The sequence below is a fragment of the Mediterraneibacter catenae genome (genome assembly GCF_008691045.1).
GTDB classification, from domain to species: domain Bacteria; phylum Bacillota; class Clostridia; order Lachnospirales; family Lachnospiraceae; genus Mediterraneibacter; species Mediterraneibacter ornithocaccae.
Genome location: NZ_VMSO01000001.1, coordinates 25,385 through 44,920 on the forward strand (window position 1 = coordinate 25,385; position 19,536 = coordinate 44,920).

The window sequence follows — 19,536 nt, forward strand, 5'->3', positions numbered from 1 at the left end:
ACATTTAGCTGTCTTCTAACAGTTCATCTACAAAACGGGAAGGATCTGATGCTTTCCCGTTTTTTGTTTTTACATAACAGACCGTAAGCTGTTCTCTTGCCCTCGTCATACCCACGTAAAAAAGCCTTCTCTCTTCCTCGGTCTGCTGGTCGGTCTTCGCTTTTTTATAAGGGATCTGGCCTTCATTTACTTCGATGAGCCAGACTGTGTCAAACTCCAGCCCTTTGGCCGCATGCAGAGTCATAAGCCGCACGCCTTCCTGCTCCATGCTTTTCTGCCGCTCTTTGACGCGAAGTGTTTCCGTGTATTCTTCGATATGCCGGAACCACTCTTCTATCGTCGTATATGGCCTTGCCGATTCTTCCAGCTCAGCCAGAATTTCATTCAGATCCTGGCGCTCCACATTATGGGTATACGCGTAGTCCTTTATAAAATCATCATAGCCGATCCGCTTGCGGATATACTGGATTCCCGCATAGGGCGCCATCTTTGCAAGCATTTTTACATCCCATTCAAACTGATCAATGCGGTCGAGCATCCAGTCTTTGTCGCAGTAAAACTTCCTGATCTCCTCAAAAGATACCTCCGCCCCTGCGAGACTGTCCCGACCGATATACCGCTTCGGCCGGTTCATCACCTGCAGAAAATCCCTCCGCTCTCTCTTGCCCAGTGCAAGCCTGAAATATGCCAGGATATCCTTTGCTGCAAAGTGATTATAGATATTAGGGAGATGTTCTTTCATCTGGAACGGGATATGGCGCTCAATGAGCTCCTCCACAAGGGGACGCGCATCCGTATGGATACGGAAAAGGACTGCCATGTCTTCCGCCGCGGCTCCCGACTCCATCTGCTTTTCGATCGCATCCGCCACATATCCTGCCTCTTCCACAGGATCTTTTAATTCCTGGACGTGCAGGCATTTCCCGCTGTCTTTCACTGCGTTCAGTTCTTTCTGAAACCGTCTCTTATTATGACTGATCACTTTCAGGGAATTTTTCACAATATTGCCTGTTGACCTGTAATTTGTGCCAAGCACGATCTGCTCTGCATCAGGGTAATCTTCCCGGAACTGAAACATAAGCTCGGAATCTGCTCCGCGGAACCCGTAGATAGCCTGATCGTCGTCCCCCACGACGTAAAGATTGTTCTCCGGCACTGCAAGCATCCGGATCACATCATACTGTACACGGTTTATGTCCTGGAATTCATCTACCAGGATAAACTTAAACTTCTTCTGCCACAACGCAAGTATATCCGGTCTGGATGCAAACAGTTCATAGCACACGACAAGCATATCATCAAAATCGATTTTTCTGAGAGATTTCCGCTTTTCCTCATATGCCCTGTATATTTCCCTGAATGCATCGGCATTCACTTTCGCAGATACAAACTCGTCAGGGGAGAGCCTGTTGTTCTTGATCTTTCCGATTTCCTCCGCAATATCTCTGAGGAAATCCTCCTCGTCAAATATTTCCAGCTCTTGTCCGGATATAACTGATTTGAGGATCTGATACTTCTCTTCTTCCGACAGTATATTCTGACTCCCGATCTTGTAAGCCCACTTCAGTATCCCATAATAAATCCCGTGAAAGGTGCCGGCCGTCACGGGAATATTTCTCCTGCCTATCAGGGTCCGGAGTCTTGTTTTCATCTCAGCGGCCGCATACCGGGTAAATGTAACGACCAGGATTTCTTCCGGTCTCACACCGCACTCTTCGATCAGGTAACGGATCCTGTTTACGATCGTGAGCGTTTTACCCGAACCGGGCCCTGCCAGTACCTGACAGGGCCCGGTTCCGTGAATGACCGCCTTCTGCTGCATTTCATTAAATTTCATGTAATTTCTCGATTCCTCTTCGGATCCTTCTAAGCGACTCTTCCTTTCCGAACACTTCCATAAGTTCGGTCGCGCCGCCCGGTGTGCTCTGCTTTCCGGAGACAGCCGTGCGCAGAGGCCACATCACATATCCGATCTTATATCCTTTCTCTTCTGCAAATCCCTTGAGCATCTCAAACAGAGCGTCATTGCTGTAGTCTTCCTGTGCTTCCAGACGCGGGAGGACTTCCTCCAGAAGAGCCAGCCCTTTCTCAGGATCTGTCTTCATCTTTTTATGTCTGTAGAGCTCGCAGTCATAGTCCGGCAGCTCCCCGATAAAGTCGATCTGTTCATTAATGTCCGGAAAGATCTCAATCCTTGTCTTGACGAGCGCCGCGATCTTCTTCAGATCATAATCCTCTGTGACTGTCTTTCTGATATATGGCTCCGCCATCTCATAAAACTTGTCGAAGTCCATCGCCTTTAAATATTCACCGTTCATCCATTTCAGCTTAGTAGTGTCAAATACAGCTGGGGACTTGCTCATATGACGGTAGTCAAATTCCTTTACCAGCTCCTCAAGAGAAAATATCTCGCGATTGTCTGACGGACACCAGCCAAGAAGCGCCACATAGTTGACTACAGCATCTGACACAAATCCCTGATCGATCAGATCTTCATAAGAAGAATGACCGCTGCGCTTGCTCAGCTTCTTATGATTCTCATCCGTAATCAGCGGACAGTGCACGTACACCGGCACTTCCCAGCCGAACGCCTCATAAAGGCGATTGTACTTCGGCGCTGATGCAAGATATTCATTTCCTCTGACCACATGAGTGATCCCCATAAGATGGTCGTCTACTACATTTGCAAAATTATACGTCGGAAATCCGTCTGATTTGATGAGGATCATATCATCCAGCTCAGCATTCGGCACTGTAATATCGCCGTATATCTCGTCATGGAATGTAGTCTCTCCCTCATTCGGGACATTCAGACGGATTACCCACGGTTTTCCTGCCGCCAGATTCGCCTCGACCTCCTCACGGCTCAAACCCAGACAGTGCTTGTCATACACGACAATATCTGTTCCGTCCTCTGATACAGATGTTTTCAGAGACTCGAGACGCTCTTTGTCACAGAAACAGTAGTATGCATCTCCCTGCTCCACAAGCTGTTTTGCATACTTCAGGTATAGTCCCGACGCCTGACGCTCGCTCTGGATATACGGACCGTATCCGCCATCCTTATCCGGTCCCTCATCATGGATGAGACCTGTTTTTGCCAGTGTTCTGTATATAATATCCGTGGCGCCTTCCACATAACGCTCCTGATCCGTGTCCTCCACACGAAGGATAAAATCTCCCCCCTCATGTTTTGCGATCAGATACGCATAAAGCGCCGTCCTTAAGTTTCCCACATGCATCCTGCCTGTCGGGCTGGGTGCGAATCTTGTTCTTACTCGGTTACTCATTTCTTCTCTCCAATTTCAGTCGTTATTTTGCTTTTCATATTCAGATACCATGCCGGCAAGGAATTCATCGCTTCTTCCGTGGATAACGATATCCGCCCTCTGATCCGAATAGTGTTCATGCTCTGTCACAAGGATCAGATTCGGTCCGCTGTAATACTGCAGGAGCTGGCTGCACAGCGGCGTAGTCAGGTTTGCGCCGAGCACAAGCAGTGTATCTGCTTTCTCGACCTCCTCTGCCGCTCTTGTCATGACAGCATTGTTGATCATCTCCCCGAACAGACATACCTGGGGACGGATCGCCGTCATGCACTTCTCACAGAGGGGCACGCCTTTCGCCGCTTTCATATACTCGGCAGAATACTTTCTTCCGCATGCAGGACACACATTTTCAAAAACGGTTCCTTTCATATTCAGGACATTCCTGCATCCCGCCCTGTCTTCCAGTCCCGCGATACGCCGGGTAATGATCGAATCAACCAGCCCGTAATCCTGCAGTGACTTAAGTGCATGAAACCCTTTTCCAGGCGGAACTTCCGTTGCCTTCAGGATGAATTCTTTATAAAAGCGGAAGAACACCTCTTTTCTGGCCGAATAGAATGCACTGCTGAATATTTCTTCAAAAGAATATCCGTATTTTTCTTCTATTTCATAGGATTCTCTGCCATCGCGCAAAAGCGGATACCCGCTCTCGACCATCAGTCCGGCTCCACTTAAGACCACAGTATATCTGCTGTCTTCTAAAATCTGAAGCATATTTTTATCTTTCATAAAGATCCCTCCCTTCTGCTGCTGTTCTTATCAGCAGATCATGTTTCTGTAATATATCAAATATTATAAAACAATTCGGAGGATTCTTCAACAATCCTATGGCGTTTCCCTTTCCAGCAGAGTGATATTATCCGGCACTCCCGTTCTGTCTGCAAGGGCACATGACGTTGCATCGAGCACCTCGATCTGTGCGTACTCAAATGCCCCGGGAGCAAATCTTACAACCTGGGAAGGAACTTTATAATTTCCGGTCCTGCCTGCAGGAAATGCAAGGATACATGTTCCTCCTTCCGAAAACAGCACCCCTTCATCTGTATAATAATCACCGGCTGCTTCCGTCTCGAACCACTCAACATTGGAAAGTCCTGCGAAAGCACCTTCTTCGATATAAGAAATATTGGAAGGAATAAAGATTTCTCGCACAGACGGAAGCCCGGAACGGAACGTTCCCGCCGCTATTCCGGAACATCCTTCCGCGGGCAGCTCCATATATCCGTCGTCCTCGACCAGATCCGGATCGGAAATCCCGCAGATAATGCCGGATTCATTAACCAGAAATCCATCGACTACGACTTCTCCCGGCACTGCAGGCGGAGTTTCCGGAGGAACTGCCGGCGCCGCAGGCTCTTGTGCATCCTCTGCTGCTGTATCCTCTGTTATCCCTGAAGTTATATCATCTGCATTATCGGACGGGATGACTGCCTGCGGATTTTTCTCACCCGGCTGTTCCGCTGCTTGCGGGTCTTGTATAATCGGTTCCGGGGCAGTTGCTGTTTCAGAGATTTTCGGCAGTACTTCTTCCTGAACATCCTCCATTGCATCCGGAATCAGTATTGCAGTCATATCCTCTGTATTCAGAGCTGACAGCGCGGAAATCACCTGTCCTGACTCTATTGTCCGGGCAATATACGGATCAACAGTCTGCCCGGCAGCATCCGCCGACAGGACGGCTTCAGTTCCACTCGCCCTATCCGTCTCTCGTAGCGTCTCGCCAAAGCTCGCACTCGTAGTCACTGCACATAACAGCAATAATACCAGAAGTGTTTTCATGATCCTGGAAAATCCCGTTACAGAAATACGCTCTGCATAAAATACTTCACACCATTCCATTTTTATCCCTGTCCTTTCTTCACCACAATGGCACTATGGAAAATATTTCCATTAAGTTTTCCAGAAGATAAGATACCAGAGGAAAAGGAATGCCGCAATCCTTAGCAACATTCCTTTGCGTTTTTCTCAATCAGACATTAATCTCTGCCGTCATTCCCAGCACATCTTTGTTATTTTGAAGAAGTGGATTGATCACATTGTTAAGATATGCTTCCACCTGCTCTTTTGCTCTTCCTACATATTTTGACGGATCCATTGTTTTCTGCAGATCTTCCAGGCTCAGATTAAATGCCGGATCTGCCGCGATCAGTTCGAGCAGATTGTTGTCAAGTCCTTTTTCCTTCACATTTCTGCCTGCTTCCATGGACAGCTCCCTGATCCGCTCATGCAGTTCCTGCCTGTCTCCGCCCGCTTTTACTGCATCCATCATGATATTCTCAGTCGCCATGAACGGCAGCTCGGACATAAGACGCTTCTCGATTACTTTTGGATATACCACGAGTCCGTCCACCACATTCAGACAGAGATCCAGAATACCATCGATCGCCAGGAATCCTTCCGGAACACTTAATCGCTTGTTGGCAGAGTCGTCCAGTGTCCTTTCAAACCACTGCGTAGCTGATGTAATCGCCGGATTCAGCGCATCGATCATCACATAGCGGGACAGGGAAGCAATACGCTCACTTCTCATCGGGTTTCTCTTATACGCCATAGCAGAAGAACCAATCTGTGTCTTCTCAAACGGCTCCTCAATCTCTTTCAGGTGCTGCAGAAGTCTGATGTCATTGGAGAACTTATGCGCACTTGCCGCAATTCCTGCGAGGACATTTAATACTCTTGTATCAACTTTTCTCGAATAAGTCTGTCCTGATACCGGATAACAGGCCTTGAACCCCATCTTTTCGGCGATCATCGGATCGATCTTATCAATTGTTCCCTGATCCCCGTCAAACAGCTCAAGGAAACTTGCCTGGGTTCCTGTCGTCCCTTTAGAACCGAGCAGTTTCAGGCTTCCAAGAACGTAATCCAGATCTTCCAGATCCATCTCAAACTCCTGCATCCACAGCGTCGCACGCTTGCCTACCGTTGTCGGCTGGGCCGGCTGGAAATGCGTGAATGCAAGGGTCGGCTGGGCTTTCTGTGCGTCTGCGAACTTTGCAAGTTCCGCGATCACATTGATCAGTTTCTTTCTTACCAGTTTTAAAGCCTCTGACATGATAATAATATCCGTGTTGTCTCCCACGTAGCAGGATGTAGCTCCGAGATGGATGATTCCCTTTGCCTTCGGACACTGTACGCCATATGCATAAACATGTGACATAACATCGTGGCGCACAACTTTTTCTCTCTCTTTTGCCACATCATAGTTAATGTCGTCTGCATGGCTTTTCAGTTCCTCGATCTGTTCGTCTGTGATGTTAAGTCCCAGCTCTTTCTCAGTCTCAGCCAGAGCGATCCAGAGTCTTCTCCATGTACGGAACTTCTTGTCCGGAGAGAAGATGTACTGCATCTCCTTACTTGCATAACGTTCGGAAAGCGGGCTTACATAGCGGTCATTTGACATAATTATGATCTCCTTTTTATATATTTAATATTTATATGATACCAAGGTTCAAAAGCTCATGCGTTTCACTCAAATGCATGGCTGATATCTTCCCCCGGAACTTCCATCGGATAATTGCCTGTAAAACATGCATCACAGTAGTTTAAATCTCCCACCATCTCCTTAAGCTTGCCGATCTCCATATATCCGAGCGAGTCCGCCCCGATCATCCGGCGGATCTGCTCCGGCGTATGGGAATGAGCGATCAGCTGATCATCTGACGGAACATCTGTTCCGAAATAGCACGGATATAAAAACGGCGGGGAACTGATTCTCACATGTACTTCTGTCGCTCCTGCATTTTTCAGCATTTTTATAATATTGGCGCATGTCGTACCGCGTACGATAGAGTCATCCACCATAACAATCCTTTTTCCCCTGACAACTTCGGGAATCACATTCAGTTTGATCTTGACACTGGATTCCCGGTCGCTCTGCTTTGGCTTGATAAACGTCCTGCCCACGTAGCTGTTTTTATGAAATGCCATTCCATACGGAATGCCCGAATACTCTGAATATCCCTTTGCTGCTACCAGCCCCGAATCCGGCACCCCGACCACAAGGTCCGCTTCTACCGGATACGACTCTGCCAGTGCCTTTCCCGCAAGGATCCTGGAATGGTATACTTCCACCCCATCAATCCTGCTGTCTGTACGGGCAAAATAAATATACTCAAAAATACATCTTGCATGTTTTTCCTCCGGAACAGCCATACTCATATCCGAAGCGATTCCTTCGCGAGTGATCGTCACGATTTCTCCCGGCTGTACGTCCCTGACAAACTCTGCGTCCACCGCCGTAATCGCGCAGCTCTCGGAAGCAAGAAAATACGTATTATCCCTCTTTCCGATACACAGCGGCTTCAATCCGAATGGATCTCTTGCCCCTATCATTTTCCTCGGACTGTTGACAACAAGGGCATACGCACCTCTGATCTTTTTCATGGCGTTCTTTACCGCTTCTTCTGCAGTCCTTGTATTCAGCCTCTCTCTGGCAATGTGATATGCGATCACCTCAGAGTCGATCGTTGTCTGGAAAATAGCTCCCGTATATTCCAGCTCTTTCCTGAGCTCAATCGCATTGACAAGATTACCATTATGGGCGATTGCCAGCGTCCCTTTTACATAATTGATCACGAGAGGCTGTGCATTTTCCACTCTGGTGCCTCCGGCAGTAGAATAACGAACATGGCCCACTCCGAGATTCCCCTTCAGCTCCTGGAGAGTCTCTTCATTAAATACATCGTTTACATGTCCGAGCCCTTTTCTTGAAAGGACCTTTCTCTGTCCGTTCGTATCGGTCACTGCGATTCCGCAGCTCTCCTGTCCTCTGTGCTGCAATGCAAACAGCCCGTAGTAAATCGACGGCGCAACATCGTGTCCGTCCATATCATAAGCTCCGAAGACTCCGCATTCCTCGCCGAGTCCGGTAGACATTCTGCTAAATTCTGTCATTAAAATCCGCTCCTTACTGATCCTTACAAGCAATACGCTACATGTCAATCCGCAGAAAGGGTTGTCAGTCTGCAAACTCGATTATAATATAAGGCAGGCGGAAAATCAACATTCCCGCCTGCCCTGTATCTGTCCCTGTCATTATTTTATCGAGATTCCTTTTATAAGATTCATTAATAAATCAACTGTATTTTATCAATTTTGCATATAATTTATCTGCCGCATATCAGCCGTTTGTGTAACGTGACAAAAATTGCTTTGTACGCTCTTCTTTCGGATTTTCAAACACTTCCTCCGGTGTCCCGCACTCAAGGATGCATCCGTCATCCATAAAAATCACCTGGCTTGAGACATCTCTCGCAAATGCCATCTCATGAGTAACAATAATCATCGTCGTCTCCTGATCCGCCAGGCCTTTAATTACTTTGAGCACTTCTCCCGTAAGCTCCGGGTCAAGCGCGGACGTAGGTTCGTCAAAGCAGAGGATGTCCGGCTTCAGGGCCAGAGCCCTCGCTATTGCCACACGCTGACACTGTCCTCCCGAAAGCTGATGAGGATAATTATTAATTCTGTCGGAAAGCCCCATCTGATCCAGAAGCATCCTTGCCTCATGTTCAATCTGTTCGTGTATCTCTTTCTTTCTCGCTTTATAGTCCGGCTTTTCCTTCTCCAGAAGCTCTTTGGCAAGCATCACGTTCTGGAGAGCTGTATACTGCGGAAAGAGGTTAAACGACTGGAATACCAGTCCGAAATGCAGCCTCTTCCTGCGAATCTCGCTTTCCTGTCTTGTCTGCGGATTTGAGGCATCAAACAGTGTCTCGCCATTAACGCAGATCACTCCGCCGTCCGGCTGCTCCAGAAAGTTAAGGCAGCGCAGCAGGGTTGTTTTTCCGCTTCCTGAAGAACCGATCATTGAGAGAACTTTTCCCTTTTCCAGCGTGAAGCTGATGTCTTTTAACACTTCTGTATTTCCAAAACTTTTACTTATATGCTGTACTTCCAAAATCGCCATATCAACTGCCTCCTATCTGAAATATTCCAGTTTTCTTTCCAGACGTCCCAGAAGGACCGTCAGGATGCCGTTAAAGATCAGATAGTATACTGCCGTAAAGAACAGCGGCCAGATCACGCCCGCTATTCCCATATTACCTTTCATAAAGGACTGTCCCGCCCAGATAACCTCCTGAAGCGCAATGATACGAGAGAGTGACGTATCTTTCACCAGGGTGATAATCTCGTTAGACATAGGCGGTACAATTCTCTTGATCATCTGAAGCAGCTTGACCTTAAAGAATATCTGACTCTTCGTCATGCCGAGCACAAGGCCCGCCTCTTCCTGTCCCTTAGGCACTCCCTGGATTCCTCCTCGGTAGATTTCCGAAAAGTAGCAGGAATAATTGAAAATAAACGCAACAGAAGCCGCGAGAAACCTTCCGCTCTCACCGCCGCCCCATATATTGTTGTCTCCTACCAGACCGGGCATGAAATAAATGATCAAAAGCTGGATCATCAGCGGTGTCCCTCTGATGATCCATACAATGATCTTTGTAAAGTAACTCAATGGTTTAAAGCGGGACATCGATCCGAAAGAGATAATCAGCCCCAGAGGGATCGCACCGAGAAGCGTCACAAAAAACAGCTTCAGAGTCTGCAGAAAACCTCCATTTAACGCCTCAACCACAATTGGAAACTGTTCTGAAAATGTCATAACATAACTCCGTCCGTATTATAGTCTTCTTTACTCTTCAATCAGCGCAGCCTGCACCCCGTATGTTTCCGCCAGAGACTGAATGCTTCCGTCTTCATAGCAGGATGCAAAGAAATCGTTCAGTTCGTCTGTCAGATCTGATCCTTTTCTGAAACCTACGCCGTACTCTTCATTGTTTAAGTGCACTGTATATGTAAGATCGGCATAACTTGTTCCGTCACCGATCATCGCCGCTGCCATAAGCAGATCGATCACGGCCGCATCCGATGTGCCTGCCGCTACCTCCATAAGCGCGTCCGCCTGTGCCGTCACCGGTGTGACATTCAGTTCTCTTGCCTCAAGCTCTTCTTCCCCTGCGCTTCCCGCTTCAGCGGCAAAGTTCAGATCTGCAAGACTTTCCTCATCCTGATACTGATCTGCCACTTCTTTTGGAACTACAACAACCTGCGCATTATTAAGATATGCATCCGTGCACTCCATGGAACTGGTAACTTCCGGAGTCAGCGTCATGCCGTTCCACACGCAGTCGATGGTCTTTCCGTCGAGCTCCATGATCTTGTTATCCCAGTCAATCTCGACAAACTCAGCCTCCACCCCGAGACTCTCTGCGAATTTTCTGGCAAGATCTGCGTCAAATCCGACCCACTCGCCGCTTTCATCCTTATAATCCATTGGCTCAAAATTTGTGATGCCAACTACAAGAGTTCCCTTGTCCTGAACATAGGCCTTGTCGCTCTCGCTTTCACCGCCGTTGTCGCTATTTCCGGATCCGCAGCCCGCCAGAAGTGAAACCGCCATAACCGCACAAAGTAATACACTCAATACTCTTTTTTTCATAATTACCTCCGTCACCGGACATTTCCGGTTTTACTTTTTTTCTCTACCAATGAGTCACTGTACCACGGTAAAGTTACCGTTGTATTCTATCATAATGATATCCCCCTGTCAAATGTTACTTTGTCAGGGGGATAATGTCTGCTTATGAATGATTTCTTCTATGCTGCCGTTTCCACTTCTCGATGAGCTCCGGATCCGTCTCTTCCGGCATATTCTTCCGTATCTCATCAATCTCGCGGCGCATCTGCGCGTTAATCTCCATGTACTCATCCTGCTTTGTAATGAGTATATGATATTCTTCGAGCGACATATATTTATACGATGCGTAAAGATACGGCTTGATCAGGGCTTTGTCCTGGCATATCTGATATGCTCTGTCATACATACGGGCCGACTCCTGATAAAGGAAAAGGCGCCCATATGCAGCCCCCAGACCGGCATATATCCTTCCATAAAACTTATCGTCCACAGTCTCGTCTTTTTCCTGGTTGAGGATTGCCTGATAGACAAGAATTGCCTCCTCGACCTCCCCGCTCTCCAACAGGTTATCGCCTTTGTATTTCTGCCGCTCAATATCTTTTTGATTCTTCAGATGCTCAAGCACATTCTGAATCCGGATCATCTCCGGCTCGCGGTAAATTCTCGACGCTTTCAGGATAGTCAGTACAAATTTTTCTACTGATCCGTGCAGACGGAGCACATCTTTCAAATCCGATGCAAGCCTCTCCATACCAAGTTCTTCTTCAAGCCAGTTACACAGCTGCTGATTCATAATTGTATAATCGATCAGATAAAGATTATTACACAGATAGTAACAGAGCTCTTCGATCGTAAATATACGGCAGTGTATCCTTGTAATTTCATAAGGATGTACAGCATGTCTGTCATGACAAAGAATTAAATTTCCCATCATTGCCTCCTAAATGTATCGTCTTCTCAGCATGAAAATCCGTTGCCGGGAAGAAATCGCCGAATCCTGCATCCCTCACACTGATCCTGCACGTCTTATTATCCAGAAAAGTTGTCTCAAGCTGCAGGCGCACAGAATATTCCGGCCGTTTCGGGAGCTGAGCAAGAGAAATTGATTCTGTCCTTACATTTCCCTGGATCAGCGATTCAATATGAAATTCAATCTCCTCCATATCCTCGCAGAGCACTTCCCACTGATTGTTGGATTCGTACCAGTGCGCTCCCCAGGATACGATCGGATACCACATTTCCTGACCATCCACTCTCATATTTACCGTAATCTGATCCGTCAGTTTATCCTCCGAGAGATAAACAGGATTCTCAATATGCATGAAAAGCTTACGATACGCAGTATAACATGCACCCTTACTGTACAGATTGTTTCCGATAAACGCACGCCGCCCGTTACACAGAACACGCAGGGCTTTCGGATACCAGTTATTCTCAAATCCTTCTCCCGTCAGAAAGACAGAAGATACAATTCGCTTGTCAAACACGCTCTCAATAAATTTACAGAACATGGCATCCGCCTCTTTAGCCTTATCTTCGTTAAGAACCGGATAGACCATTGCCAGCTCTTTCATATGCGCGCTGGCCACTTCGTCGACAGTGACAAATGTAGTCTTGCCCCCGCCAAGTCCGGGCTTCAGCCTGCGGAGCATATAAGCTCTGATCTCATTACGGTCGCAGCAGAACAAAGCAGCATCATACTGCCACAGTTCCTTTGGCTGATAAAACAGATAGTTGCAGAAACTCTCTTTATAATCCTGTATAAAAATGTGCCTCTTGTCAATATTCATGCGGACGGCGATCTCCCGCAGCATCTGTGCCAGTTCTTCCGACAGCGACGGCACCGTGAAGACAATGCCCTCTATCACCGGAAACGGCTGCAGTGACATCTGAATAAACTGTGAGAGCAGCCAGGACGCATCGTACGTCTCCTCGCCGAACTCTATTTTGTCGCCGGCAAGACTTTTACTCAGAAGCCGTGTGACTGTAAATCCTTCTTTAATACTGACAAGACGCTTTGCCTCTTTGCCGTATGCCCATGTATCTCTGAGTTTTCCTATGATCAGGGGAATCTGGTAATTATCGGAATCCACTTCCAGTGTATCCGGCTCCATATCCTCATCATTATAAAAACTGATCTGACATGTCTTTTCATTTATCTCATATCCTATGATACTGCCTTGTCCCATACAAAAGACAACCTCCTTACTCCTGTGCAAACATATGGGCAGCTACTGCATCTTCCAGCGCATATGCCATCATCTTCCGCTTTCTTTCCTTCTCGTTTTTTTCCATCAGAATATCATTCAGGCGTCCGTATCTGCCCTGTTCGCCGGGCCTGCTCTCACGTGAACATGTCTCCTTGTCGCTGCGGTAAGAGTTCCCGTCTATTGTTTCTTTGAAGTAATATTTCAATTTTTCATTTGAAAAAAGCACAAACTTTTTCACATAAAGATTCTCATACATAGGAGTCAGCACTTCTGTTGAATAGTCAGCCTGCTCTTTCCCGGCTTTCTGGAGCTGGTAATAAAGCATGACCCTGCTGCCCTTCTGTCCTTTATATTCAATCAGCGTCTTATCCCACAGCTGAAGCTCGATCAGCCAGTCCTTCTCGTAGGAAAGGAAGAACGGGAAATATATCTGTTTTCCACAGAGTTCCTGCAGAAATTTCTTTAACGTCTTTCTTGTCTGTGTATTATATTCCCTCCGGGAATAGTACTTCAGCACGGCTATCTTACATATATCACTCGTCTCTTCACCTTTTTCGTACTCGCGGCAGATAATATCTATCACGCTCCTGCCGATCTTGCGTTCCTCCACAACGTATTCTCTTGAAACATATGTGAGATACGCTTGCTGGAGCCTGAAGTAAGCCCCCTCCGCATAATATTGTTCAAAAATAGGAGCTTCCTGAAAAAGTTCTTCTGAAAATAGCATCTGAGTAAGTATTCTTTCCGCCAGTTTATGAGTAGGTATCTCATAATCTCTCGCTTCACGCCAAAGCAGCTTCATGTCAGGAGTAGCACCGCAGTAATAATCTGCAAGATAGGTCAGTATTACCTTATCAAACTGCTGCTTTTTAAACAGCTCAAAGCAGACATAAGTAAGAAAATCATCATTCTCATAATTATTCTCACGAATCGTCCTGCTGCACAGACTGAAAATCTCTTCTTCCGCGTAATTTTCAAGTCCGTTTTCGTGCACGATCTCCAGTGTCAGTTCCTGTTTCTGCAGCTCCTCACGGTTCCTTCGGAGTCCGTTGAGATATTTCCTGCACATATCCATATACCGGAGTTCATAGAAAAGCCTCTTGCTTTCGTAAGGGATAGAATCCGTATAATGCCTGCCGTCTTTTGACTCCCATACAAGCCTGTCCGTCTTAGAGTAGAGGAACACTCTGGCACCTTTTTCTGTATATGGTGCTTTCTGCGTGATCGTTCCGTCATCGGCAATAACATGGACGTATTTCATGTTCCGGACTTTCGTGGTGATCCAGTATGCATGACATACATCGTACAGTGCTTTCACACGTTCGGAATTCATGGACGATTCTAGCACAAACCTTTTATATATGATCCTGAGCTGTTCATTTATGTTGCGACGGTCTAACTGATTCCAGGCAAAAGCCTCCATTTCATCACGATAGTGTGCGTATATCTCGCTGGACTCATCCTCGTATGTAATAAGATTGGAATAAAGGAAAGCACACTTGTGATAATCCAGATTATTCCCGTGCATAAAATACAGATATACGGATCTGGGCAGCGGTTTATGGAACTGTTCCGGCCGCACGGTCGCCATATAATACTCGTAGAGCTGTGCAATCTTAAGCTCATTCTCCACTGCTTTTTCATACCATTTGAAATAGCAGCTCTCTACACAGTTTCCCTTGATCAGAAGCGTACAGATCGCCGTCAGGATCATAGACTCGTTGTACATCTCGTATGCCTGGACAAGGACATCATACAAATGCCGGTCAAAGACTTTCATTTGACTGGCAAGATTTGCAGTATACAGAGCAAGCTCCCTCGTCATAAGCTTATATTTGACCGCGAAAAGGAGCACCTGTACTTCAAACATACCGAGCTTCTTCAGAGAAGAGCTCTTGTCCCTGAAACAGCGGAAAGCCTGGAGATAAAACCAGATGCTGTGGGACTTATCCTCATAAAACTGCTTTTCCAGCGCCCTCAGCCTCTCGCTATATATCTTATATTCTGAATCTACCTCCACCAGCATACACAGGATTTTCCAGCTGTCCGGATGCTTCATAAAAGATCTTGAAAGCTCCTCAGCGACCTTGCGCTGTCCGATGGTATCATTTGACAGAAGTGTAGTCAGGTATAGATAATAAGAACTGAGTTCCACATCCTTTCCAATCGCAAAACGGTTATAATTATATGACTCCAGAATCCACTTTGCCTCATCCGTCTTTCCTCCGATCAGACAGATATGAGCATGAGCAAGAAGATAATGCTCATTGCTGTCATCTTTTTCACGAAGATGGCTTATCCTGCGTACCGCTTCATCAACCCAGTCAGCAAGCTGCATCTTCCCTGCTTCATATTTCAGATAGCTTTTTATGATTCCGGCAAACTCCCGGTCATTCGCTCTCCTGTCTTCATCTCTGACAATATCCTTCTCAACTACAACCTCATAGATCAGAGTCTCATACGGCGACTCCAGAATGATCCTTCCGAAATTACTTCCTTTGTGAAGTTTCTCAGTATCAAGGAAATACTCAAGACGATATGAATTTCCTATAAACTCTTCCGTAGTAATACGTGTATGCTCCACATAAAGAAAGTCGCCTTCCGTCTTGACGTCGATCTCAAGGTATCCCCATGTATTCTTCTTGATCGCAAATGTCTCTTTACGCGGTTCCGTCAAAGAAATAAATGCTCTGCTTTCTTCTTCCAGCGTCAGGAATATCTTTTCCTTCTGCTTGCACCCTACAAGAAATTCTTCCAGTGCCTGCTGGTCCAGCTCCCAGCGTCGCATATTATCATAAAGGGCCTGTATTCTTTTATCTTCATATTTCAGGATCTCATAGAAATCTCTTGAACGGAACAGTTTGACCGCTTCAGCGGCGTCCTGGAATGTAAGCTTTTTAAAATCATCCAGACTCTGGACCTTGCCGTAACTTGTCATGACGTACGGCTTCTCTATGATCGCCGTAAACGCAATGTCGAATTCTCCTCCGTTGCAGACGATCGTAAACTTGCCGTGTTCCACGTGCCCGGGCACCAGACCTGTCCCGTCATATGTATAATAGATATTGACCGGATTGGAATCAAATCCCTGCTCATCGCAGTGGACACGATAAGAAGAGGGATATACGAGTCCCCGGATCGTACCTTCCCCCTGATTCTGGAGCGAGAAACTCCCTCTGAATTTTTCTCCCTCTCCAACCCGCATTATAATACGTGTTTCCGGGAAGATGATCTCCGGCTGCGGGATATGAAAATCTCCTTTGGCAAATCGTTTGATCTTATTCTTCAAAATCAGTCACCTACTCACAATTCTTCTTCTGCCCAAAGGGCAAAAATACGCTACTATGAATTATAGCATTGTTGTATAGTAACATGCAATGGCGGATTCAAAGAAATTGTGTCAAATTGTATACATGTATTCATTCAAAATCTTTTATCATCTGAACATAGTCAAGGACCTCATATCCCAGTCTTTCATATAAGGATATGGCGCGTGTGTTGTCCGCTTCCACTTCGAGCCTCAGACGCGCAATCTCTCCTTTGTTCTTTTCTTCCAGATAAGCAAAGAACTCTCTGCCCAGTCCTCTGGAACGGAATGCTTCCCTTATATACAGTTCCTCGATCCACAGCACCTGTCCTCCCGCTTCCTGAGAAAATGTCCTCGCAGTCAGGCCATAGCCCGCAGTCTTCCCCTCGTATTCCAGCAGGTATATCTCCGCGTATGTTCCTGATTTCAGTGCCTCTTCCGCCGTCTTCTCAAAATGTGCACGCGGAATCGGATGGAGCACAGCATCCGAATGATAGAATTCTTCCGCCATCTCAATATACAAATCCCTGTCGCTTTCAGTCATTTTCCGTATCATGATCTTGTCCTCCTGTCGCAGATATGGTCTTATATTATCCTATTTCAATCCGCTTATCAACAAATCCAAAGATTTTCTAAAGATTCTGTATATGAATTCACCGCCGAGAGCGGCGATATAGAACTGGAAACAGCAGAGTAATAATTGCCGGATCAATACATAAGAGAAGAGACTGTAAATCTGGTGCTACAGTCTCTTCTTTTTGTATCCTGTATTCTATTTTTCAAGCAGGCGATCGATCAGCGTATATCCTTTTTCCACAAACATCCCTGTCTCCTGTCCGCTCTTCTCACTATAACTGTCTTTTCCCTGTACAGGCCGTGTGCTGTCATAGATCATGTACGGCACGGGATCGGCTGTATGAGTACGCACACGCACCGGTGTCGGATGATCCGGCATGATGAGCATCCGGTAATCAACGCCGGCTTTATCAAGCGCCGCCGTCACCGGACCGACCACCTGATCATCAATATACTCGATCGCGCTGATCTTGTCTTCGGCGCTTCCTTGATGTCCCATCTCATCGGGGGCCTCTATATGTACATAAACGAAATCATATCCGTCTTCTGTCAGGGCTTTTACTGCCGCCTCGCCTTTGCCGCGATAATTTGTATGCAGGCCGCCGTTGGCGCCTTCTACGATGATATTGTGCATCTCCGCCCCCACTGCAATACCTTTCAGCAGATCGACAGCAGAGATCATCGCGCCTTTTACTCCGTTCTTCTTTTCGAAGGAAGAAAGTGCCGGCCGTGTTCCGGCTCCCCAGAACCAGGCGGAATTTGCCGGGTTCTTTCCTTCTTTACGCCGCTTCACATTGATCGGATGATCCTTTAAAATATCGTAACTTCTCACCATCATATCACGGAGTACCGGATCAGACGGCAGATATTCTCCAATCCTTCTGGTCAGGATGTCATGGGGCGCAGTCAACTCTGAGACTTTTCCGTTATTCTGGATCAGCAGATGACGGTAGCTTGTTCCTGCGTAAAAGGTATAGCCCTCTGAATAGCAGGGACGTTCGCCTGCTGAGCCTCGTGCGAATTCGTCTTTCAGCGCCTGAATGAGGACAGCAGCATCTTCTGTACTGATCTCTCCGGAGCTGTGATCCAGTATTGTGCGCTCCTCATATTGCTCTTCTTCCTCGGACAAGGTAACAAGATTGCATCGGAACGACACATCATGTTCACCCATCTCTGCTCCAATGCTTAATGCCTCCAGGGGAGAACGTCCGGAATAATATTTCTCCGGGTCATACCCGATTACAGACAGATTCGCCGTATCACTGCCCGGGGCCATTCCCTCCGGCACTGTGCGTACCATCCCGATTTCCGCACATTTTGCAAGACGGTCCATATTCGGAGTACGGGCAGCCTCCAGCGGTGTTTTCCCACCCAGCTTTTCAAGCGGCTCATCAGCCATCCCGTCACATAGGATCACAATGTATTTCATCTTTTCCTCCTGTCATCTGCCTGTCATACTTAGTCTTCAATGCGGATCATGTGAAGGATACCTTCGATCTGAGACGATTTTTTCCGATATTCACCCTCGCTCATCACTTCCGTCACAATACCAAACTCTCCATCCAGATCATCGGCATTGACTATCCGCACCGGCCCGAACACCTTTTCCACCTCATCTCGCCGCTCATCTGTATTTCCTTCGATGCGGACGAAGAATCTTTTCTCGGTATCTTCGATCGGAAGAAGGGTCAGTTTCTCATTTTTCCACATAGTCATGATATTTCTATGGAGATGTTTCGCCTCATCCACCACATCGGCCACGACCGCGCTGGCTGTCGGAAGCTTTCCTGCGCCACTGCCATAGAACATAGCATCGCCAAGCATATTGCCGTGCACGAACACTGCATTAAATACATCATCCACACTGTAGAGCGGATGCTCCTTATTCAAAAGCATCGGTGCCACAATGGCATGAACGTGGTCATCATGACGTTTACTTGATGCGATCAGTTTGATCGTCATGCCCAGTTTCTTTGCATAGAGCATGTCTTTCTTTGTAATCTTCGTTATGCCTTCTGTATAGATATCTTCAAAGTCTACCTGCTGACCTGAAATCAGAGAAGAGAGTATTGCTATCTTGCGACACGCATCATATCCTTCCACATCCGCTTCCGGATTGCGCTCTGCGTAGCCGTTGTCCTGAGCTTCTTTTAACACCTCATCATAATCGGCGCCCTCATAGAACATCTTGCTGAGCATGTAGTTGGTCGTTCCGTTCAGAATTCCCGTGATTACCTCGATCTTATCTGCAGTCAGACATGAATTCAATGCACGGATGATAGGAATACCGCCCCCGACGCTCGCCTCAAAGAGGAAATTCAGCTCTCTGTCACGCGCAATAGACAGAAGTTCCGCGCCGTGCTTTGCGACGAGCGCTTTGTTGGATGTGACAACGCTCTTTCCCGCCTCAAGGCAGCGTTTTACAAAAGTATATGCCGGTTCAATACCTCCCATCACTTCTACTACAATGCGGATCTCCGGATCATTAATGATCACATCCACATCGTGAACGATCTTATCCTGTATCGGATCTCCGGGAAAATCACGAATATCCAGCACATATTTGATATTAATCTCATCAGCTGCACGCTGGTTGATGATATCGCTGTTTGTATTGATCACTTCAACTACACCGGAACCTACGGTGCCGTATCCCATTACTGCTATATTTACCATCGTTTTCTCCTTCTCTGT

At 46.9% G+C, this 19,536-nt stretch carries 15 protein-coding genes; all 15 read right to left on the reverse strand.

What is annotated here, in order from left to right:
• Positions 1–4 precede the first annotated feature (4 nt).
• Entirely contained in the window at positions 5–1,837 is a 1,833-nt protein-coding gene (locus tag FNY66_RS00120; protein WP_150309910.1) for an ATP-dependent helicase, read from the reverse strand.
• Complete coding sequence (gene gltX, locus FNY66_RS00125; RefSeq protein WP_150309911.1) at positions 1,827–3,290, reverse strand: glutamate--tRNA ligase; 1,464 nt, start codon at positions 3,288–3,290, stop codon at positions 1,827–1,829. The genes FNY66_RS00120 and gltX overlap by 11 nt, the downstream gene beginning before the upstream one ends.
• Before the next feature lie 15 nt (positions 3,291–3,305).
• Positions 3,306–4,058, reverse strand: coding sequence for an SIR2 family NAD-dependent protein deacylase (locus FNY66_RS00130; protein ID WP_150309912.1), 753 nt, complete (start codon positions 4,056–4,058; stop codon positions 3,306–3,308).
• Positions 4,059–4,154: 96 nt separating this feature from the next.
• The gene (locus tag FNY66_RS00135; protein WP_150309913.1) at positions 4,155–5,168 is read right to left on the reverse strand and encodes a hypothetical protein; all 1,014 of its coding nucleotides are present in this window, start codon (positions 5,166–5,168) and stop codon (positions 4,155–4,157) included.
• Between the two features lie 130 nt (positions 5,169–5,298).
• The gene (purB, locus tag FNY66_RS00140) at positions 5,299–6,732 is read right to left on the reverse strand and encodes an adenylosuccinate lyase (RefSeq protein WP_150309914.1); all 1,434 of its coding nucleotides are present in this window, start codon (positions 6,730–6,732) and stop codon (positions 5,299–5,301) included.
• Positions 6,733–6,797: 65 nt separating this feature from the next.
• Positions 6,798–8,225, reverse strand: a complete 1,428-nt coding sequence (gene purF, locus FNY66_RS00145; RefSeq protein ID WP_150309915.1) for an amidophosphoribosyltransferase — start codon at positions 8,223–8,225, stop codon at positions 6,798–6,800.
• Positions 8,226–8,451: 226 nt separating this feature from the next.
• Entirely contained in the window at positions 8,452–9,237 is a 786-nt protein-coding gene (locus FNY66_RS00150) for an amino acid ABC transporter ATP-binding protein (RefSeq protein ID WP_150309916.1), read from the reverse strand.
• A 12-nt stretch (positions 9,238–9,249) separates the two neighbouring features.
• Positions 9,250–9,933, reverse strand: a complete 684-nt coding sequence (locus tag FNY66_RS00155) for an amino acid ABC transporter permease (RefSeq protein WP_150309917.1) — start codon at positions 9,931–9,933, stop codon at positions 9,250–9,252.
• Between the two features lie 30 nt (positions 9,934–9,963).
• Entirely contained in the window at positions 9,964–10,770 is an 807-nt protein-coding gene (locus FNY66_RS00160) for a transporter substrate-binding domain-containing protein (protein WP_150309918.1), read from the reverse strand.
• Between the two features lie 142 nt (positions 10,771–10,912).
• Positions 10,913–11,680: a hypothetical protein gene (locus tag FNY66_RS00165; RefSeq protein ID WP_087151075.1), complete on the reverse strand. Its 768-nt coding sequence runs from the start codon at positions 11,678–11,680 to the stop codon at positions 10,913–10,915.
• Entirely contained in the window at positions 11,655–12,938 is a 1,284-nt protein-coding gene (locus FNY66_RS00170; protein ID WP_087151074.1) for a DUF5716 family protein, read from the reverse strand. The genes FNY66_RS00165 and FNY66_RS00170 overlap by 26 nt, the downstream gene beginning before the upstream one ends.
• A 16-nt stretch (positions 12,939–12,954) precedes the next feature.
• Positions 12,955–16,248: a DUF5717 family protein gene (locus FNY66_RS00175; RefSeq protein ID WP_150309919.1), complete on the reverse strand. Its 3,294-nt coding sequence runs from the start codon at positions 16,246–16,248 to the stop codon at positions 12,955–12,957.
• Positions 16,249–16,378: 130 nt separating this feature from the next.
• Entirely contained in the window at positions 16,379–16,822 is a 444-nt protein-coding gene (locus FNY66_RS00180; RefSeq protein ID WP_150309920.1) for a GNAT family N-acetyltransferase, read from the reverse strand.
• Positions 16,823–17,038: 216 nt separating this feature from the next.
• The gene (locus FNY66_RS00185) at positions 17,039–18,271 is read right to left on the reverse strand and encodes a cofactor-independent phosphoglycerate mutase (protein WP_150309921.1); all 1,233 of its coding nucleotides are present in this window, start codon (positions 18,269–18,271) and stop codon (positions 17,039–17,041) included.
• A gap of 29 nt (positions 18,272–18,300) precedes the next feature.
• Entirely contained in the window at positions 18,301–19,518 is a 1,218-nt protein-coding gene (locus tag FNY66_RS00190) for a homoserine dehydrogenase (RefSeq protein ID WP_150309922.1), read from the reverse strand.
• Positions 19,519–19,536: the final 18 nt, after the last annotated feature.

Coding starts and splice junctions, on each gene's coding strand:
- FNY66_RS00185 (WP_150309921.1), bottom strand. CDS start 18,271: ATGAAATACATTGTGATCCTATGTGACGGGATGGCTGATGAGCCGCTT.
- FNY66_RS00130 (WP_150309912.1), bottom strand. CDS start 4,058: ATGAAAGATAAAAATATGCTTCAGATTTTAGAAGACAGCAGATATACT.
- FNY66_RS00170 (WP_087151074.1), bottom strand. CDS start 12,938: ATGGGACAAGGCAGTATCATAGGATATGAGATAAATGAAAAGACATGT.
- FNY66_RS00190 (WP_150309922.1), bottom strand. CDS start 19,518: ATGGTAAATATAGCAGTAATGGGATACGGCACCGTAGGTTCCGGTGTA.
- FNY66_RS00155 (WP_150309917.1), bottom strand. CDS start 9,933: ATGACATTTTCAGAACAGTTTCCAATTGTGGTTGAGGCGTTAAATGGA.
- gltX (WP_150309911.1), bottom strand. CDS start 3,290: ATGAGTAACCGAGTAAGAACAAGATTCGCACCCAGCCCGACAGGCAGG.
- purB (WP_150309914.1), bottom strand. CDS start 6,732: ATGTCAAATGACCGCTATGTAAGCCCGCTTTCCGAACGTTATGCAAGT.
- FNY66_RS00160 (WP_150309918.1), bottom strand. CDS start 10,770: ATGAAAAAAAGAGTATTGAGTGTATTACTTTGTGCGGTTATGGCGGTT.
- purF (WP_150309915.1), bottom strand. CDS start 8,225: ATGACAGAATTTAGCAGAATGTCTACCGGACTCGGCGAGGAATGCGGA.
- FNY66_RS00135 (WP_150309913.1), bottom strand. CDS start 5,168: ATGGAATGGTGTGAAGTATTTTATGCAGAGCGTATTTCTGTAACGGGA.
- FNY66_RS00150 (WP_150309916.1), bottom strand. CDS start 9,237: ATGGCGATTTTGGAAGTACAGCATATAAGTAAAAGTTTTGGAAATACA.
- FNY66_RS00120 (WP_150309910.1), bottom strand. CDS start 1,837: ATGAAATTTAATGAAATGCAGCAGAAGGCGGTCATTCACGGAACCGGG.
- FNY66_RS00165 (WP_087151075.1), bottom strand. CDS start 11,680: ATGGGAAATTTAATTCTTTGTCATGACAGACATGCTGTACATCCTTAT.
- FNY66_RS00180 (WP_150309920.1), bottom strand. CDS start 16,822: ATGATACGGAAAATGACTGAAAGCGACAGGGATTTGTATATTGAGATG.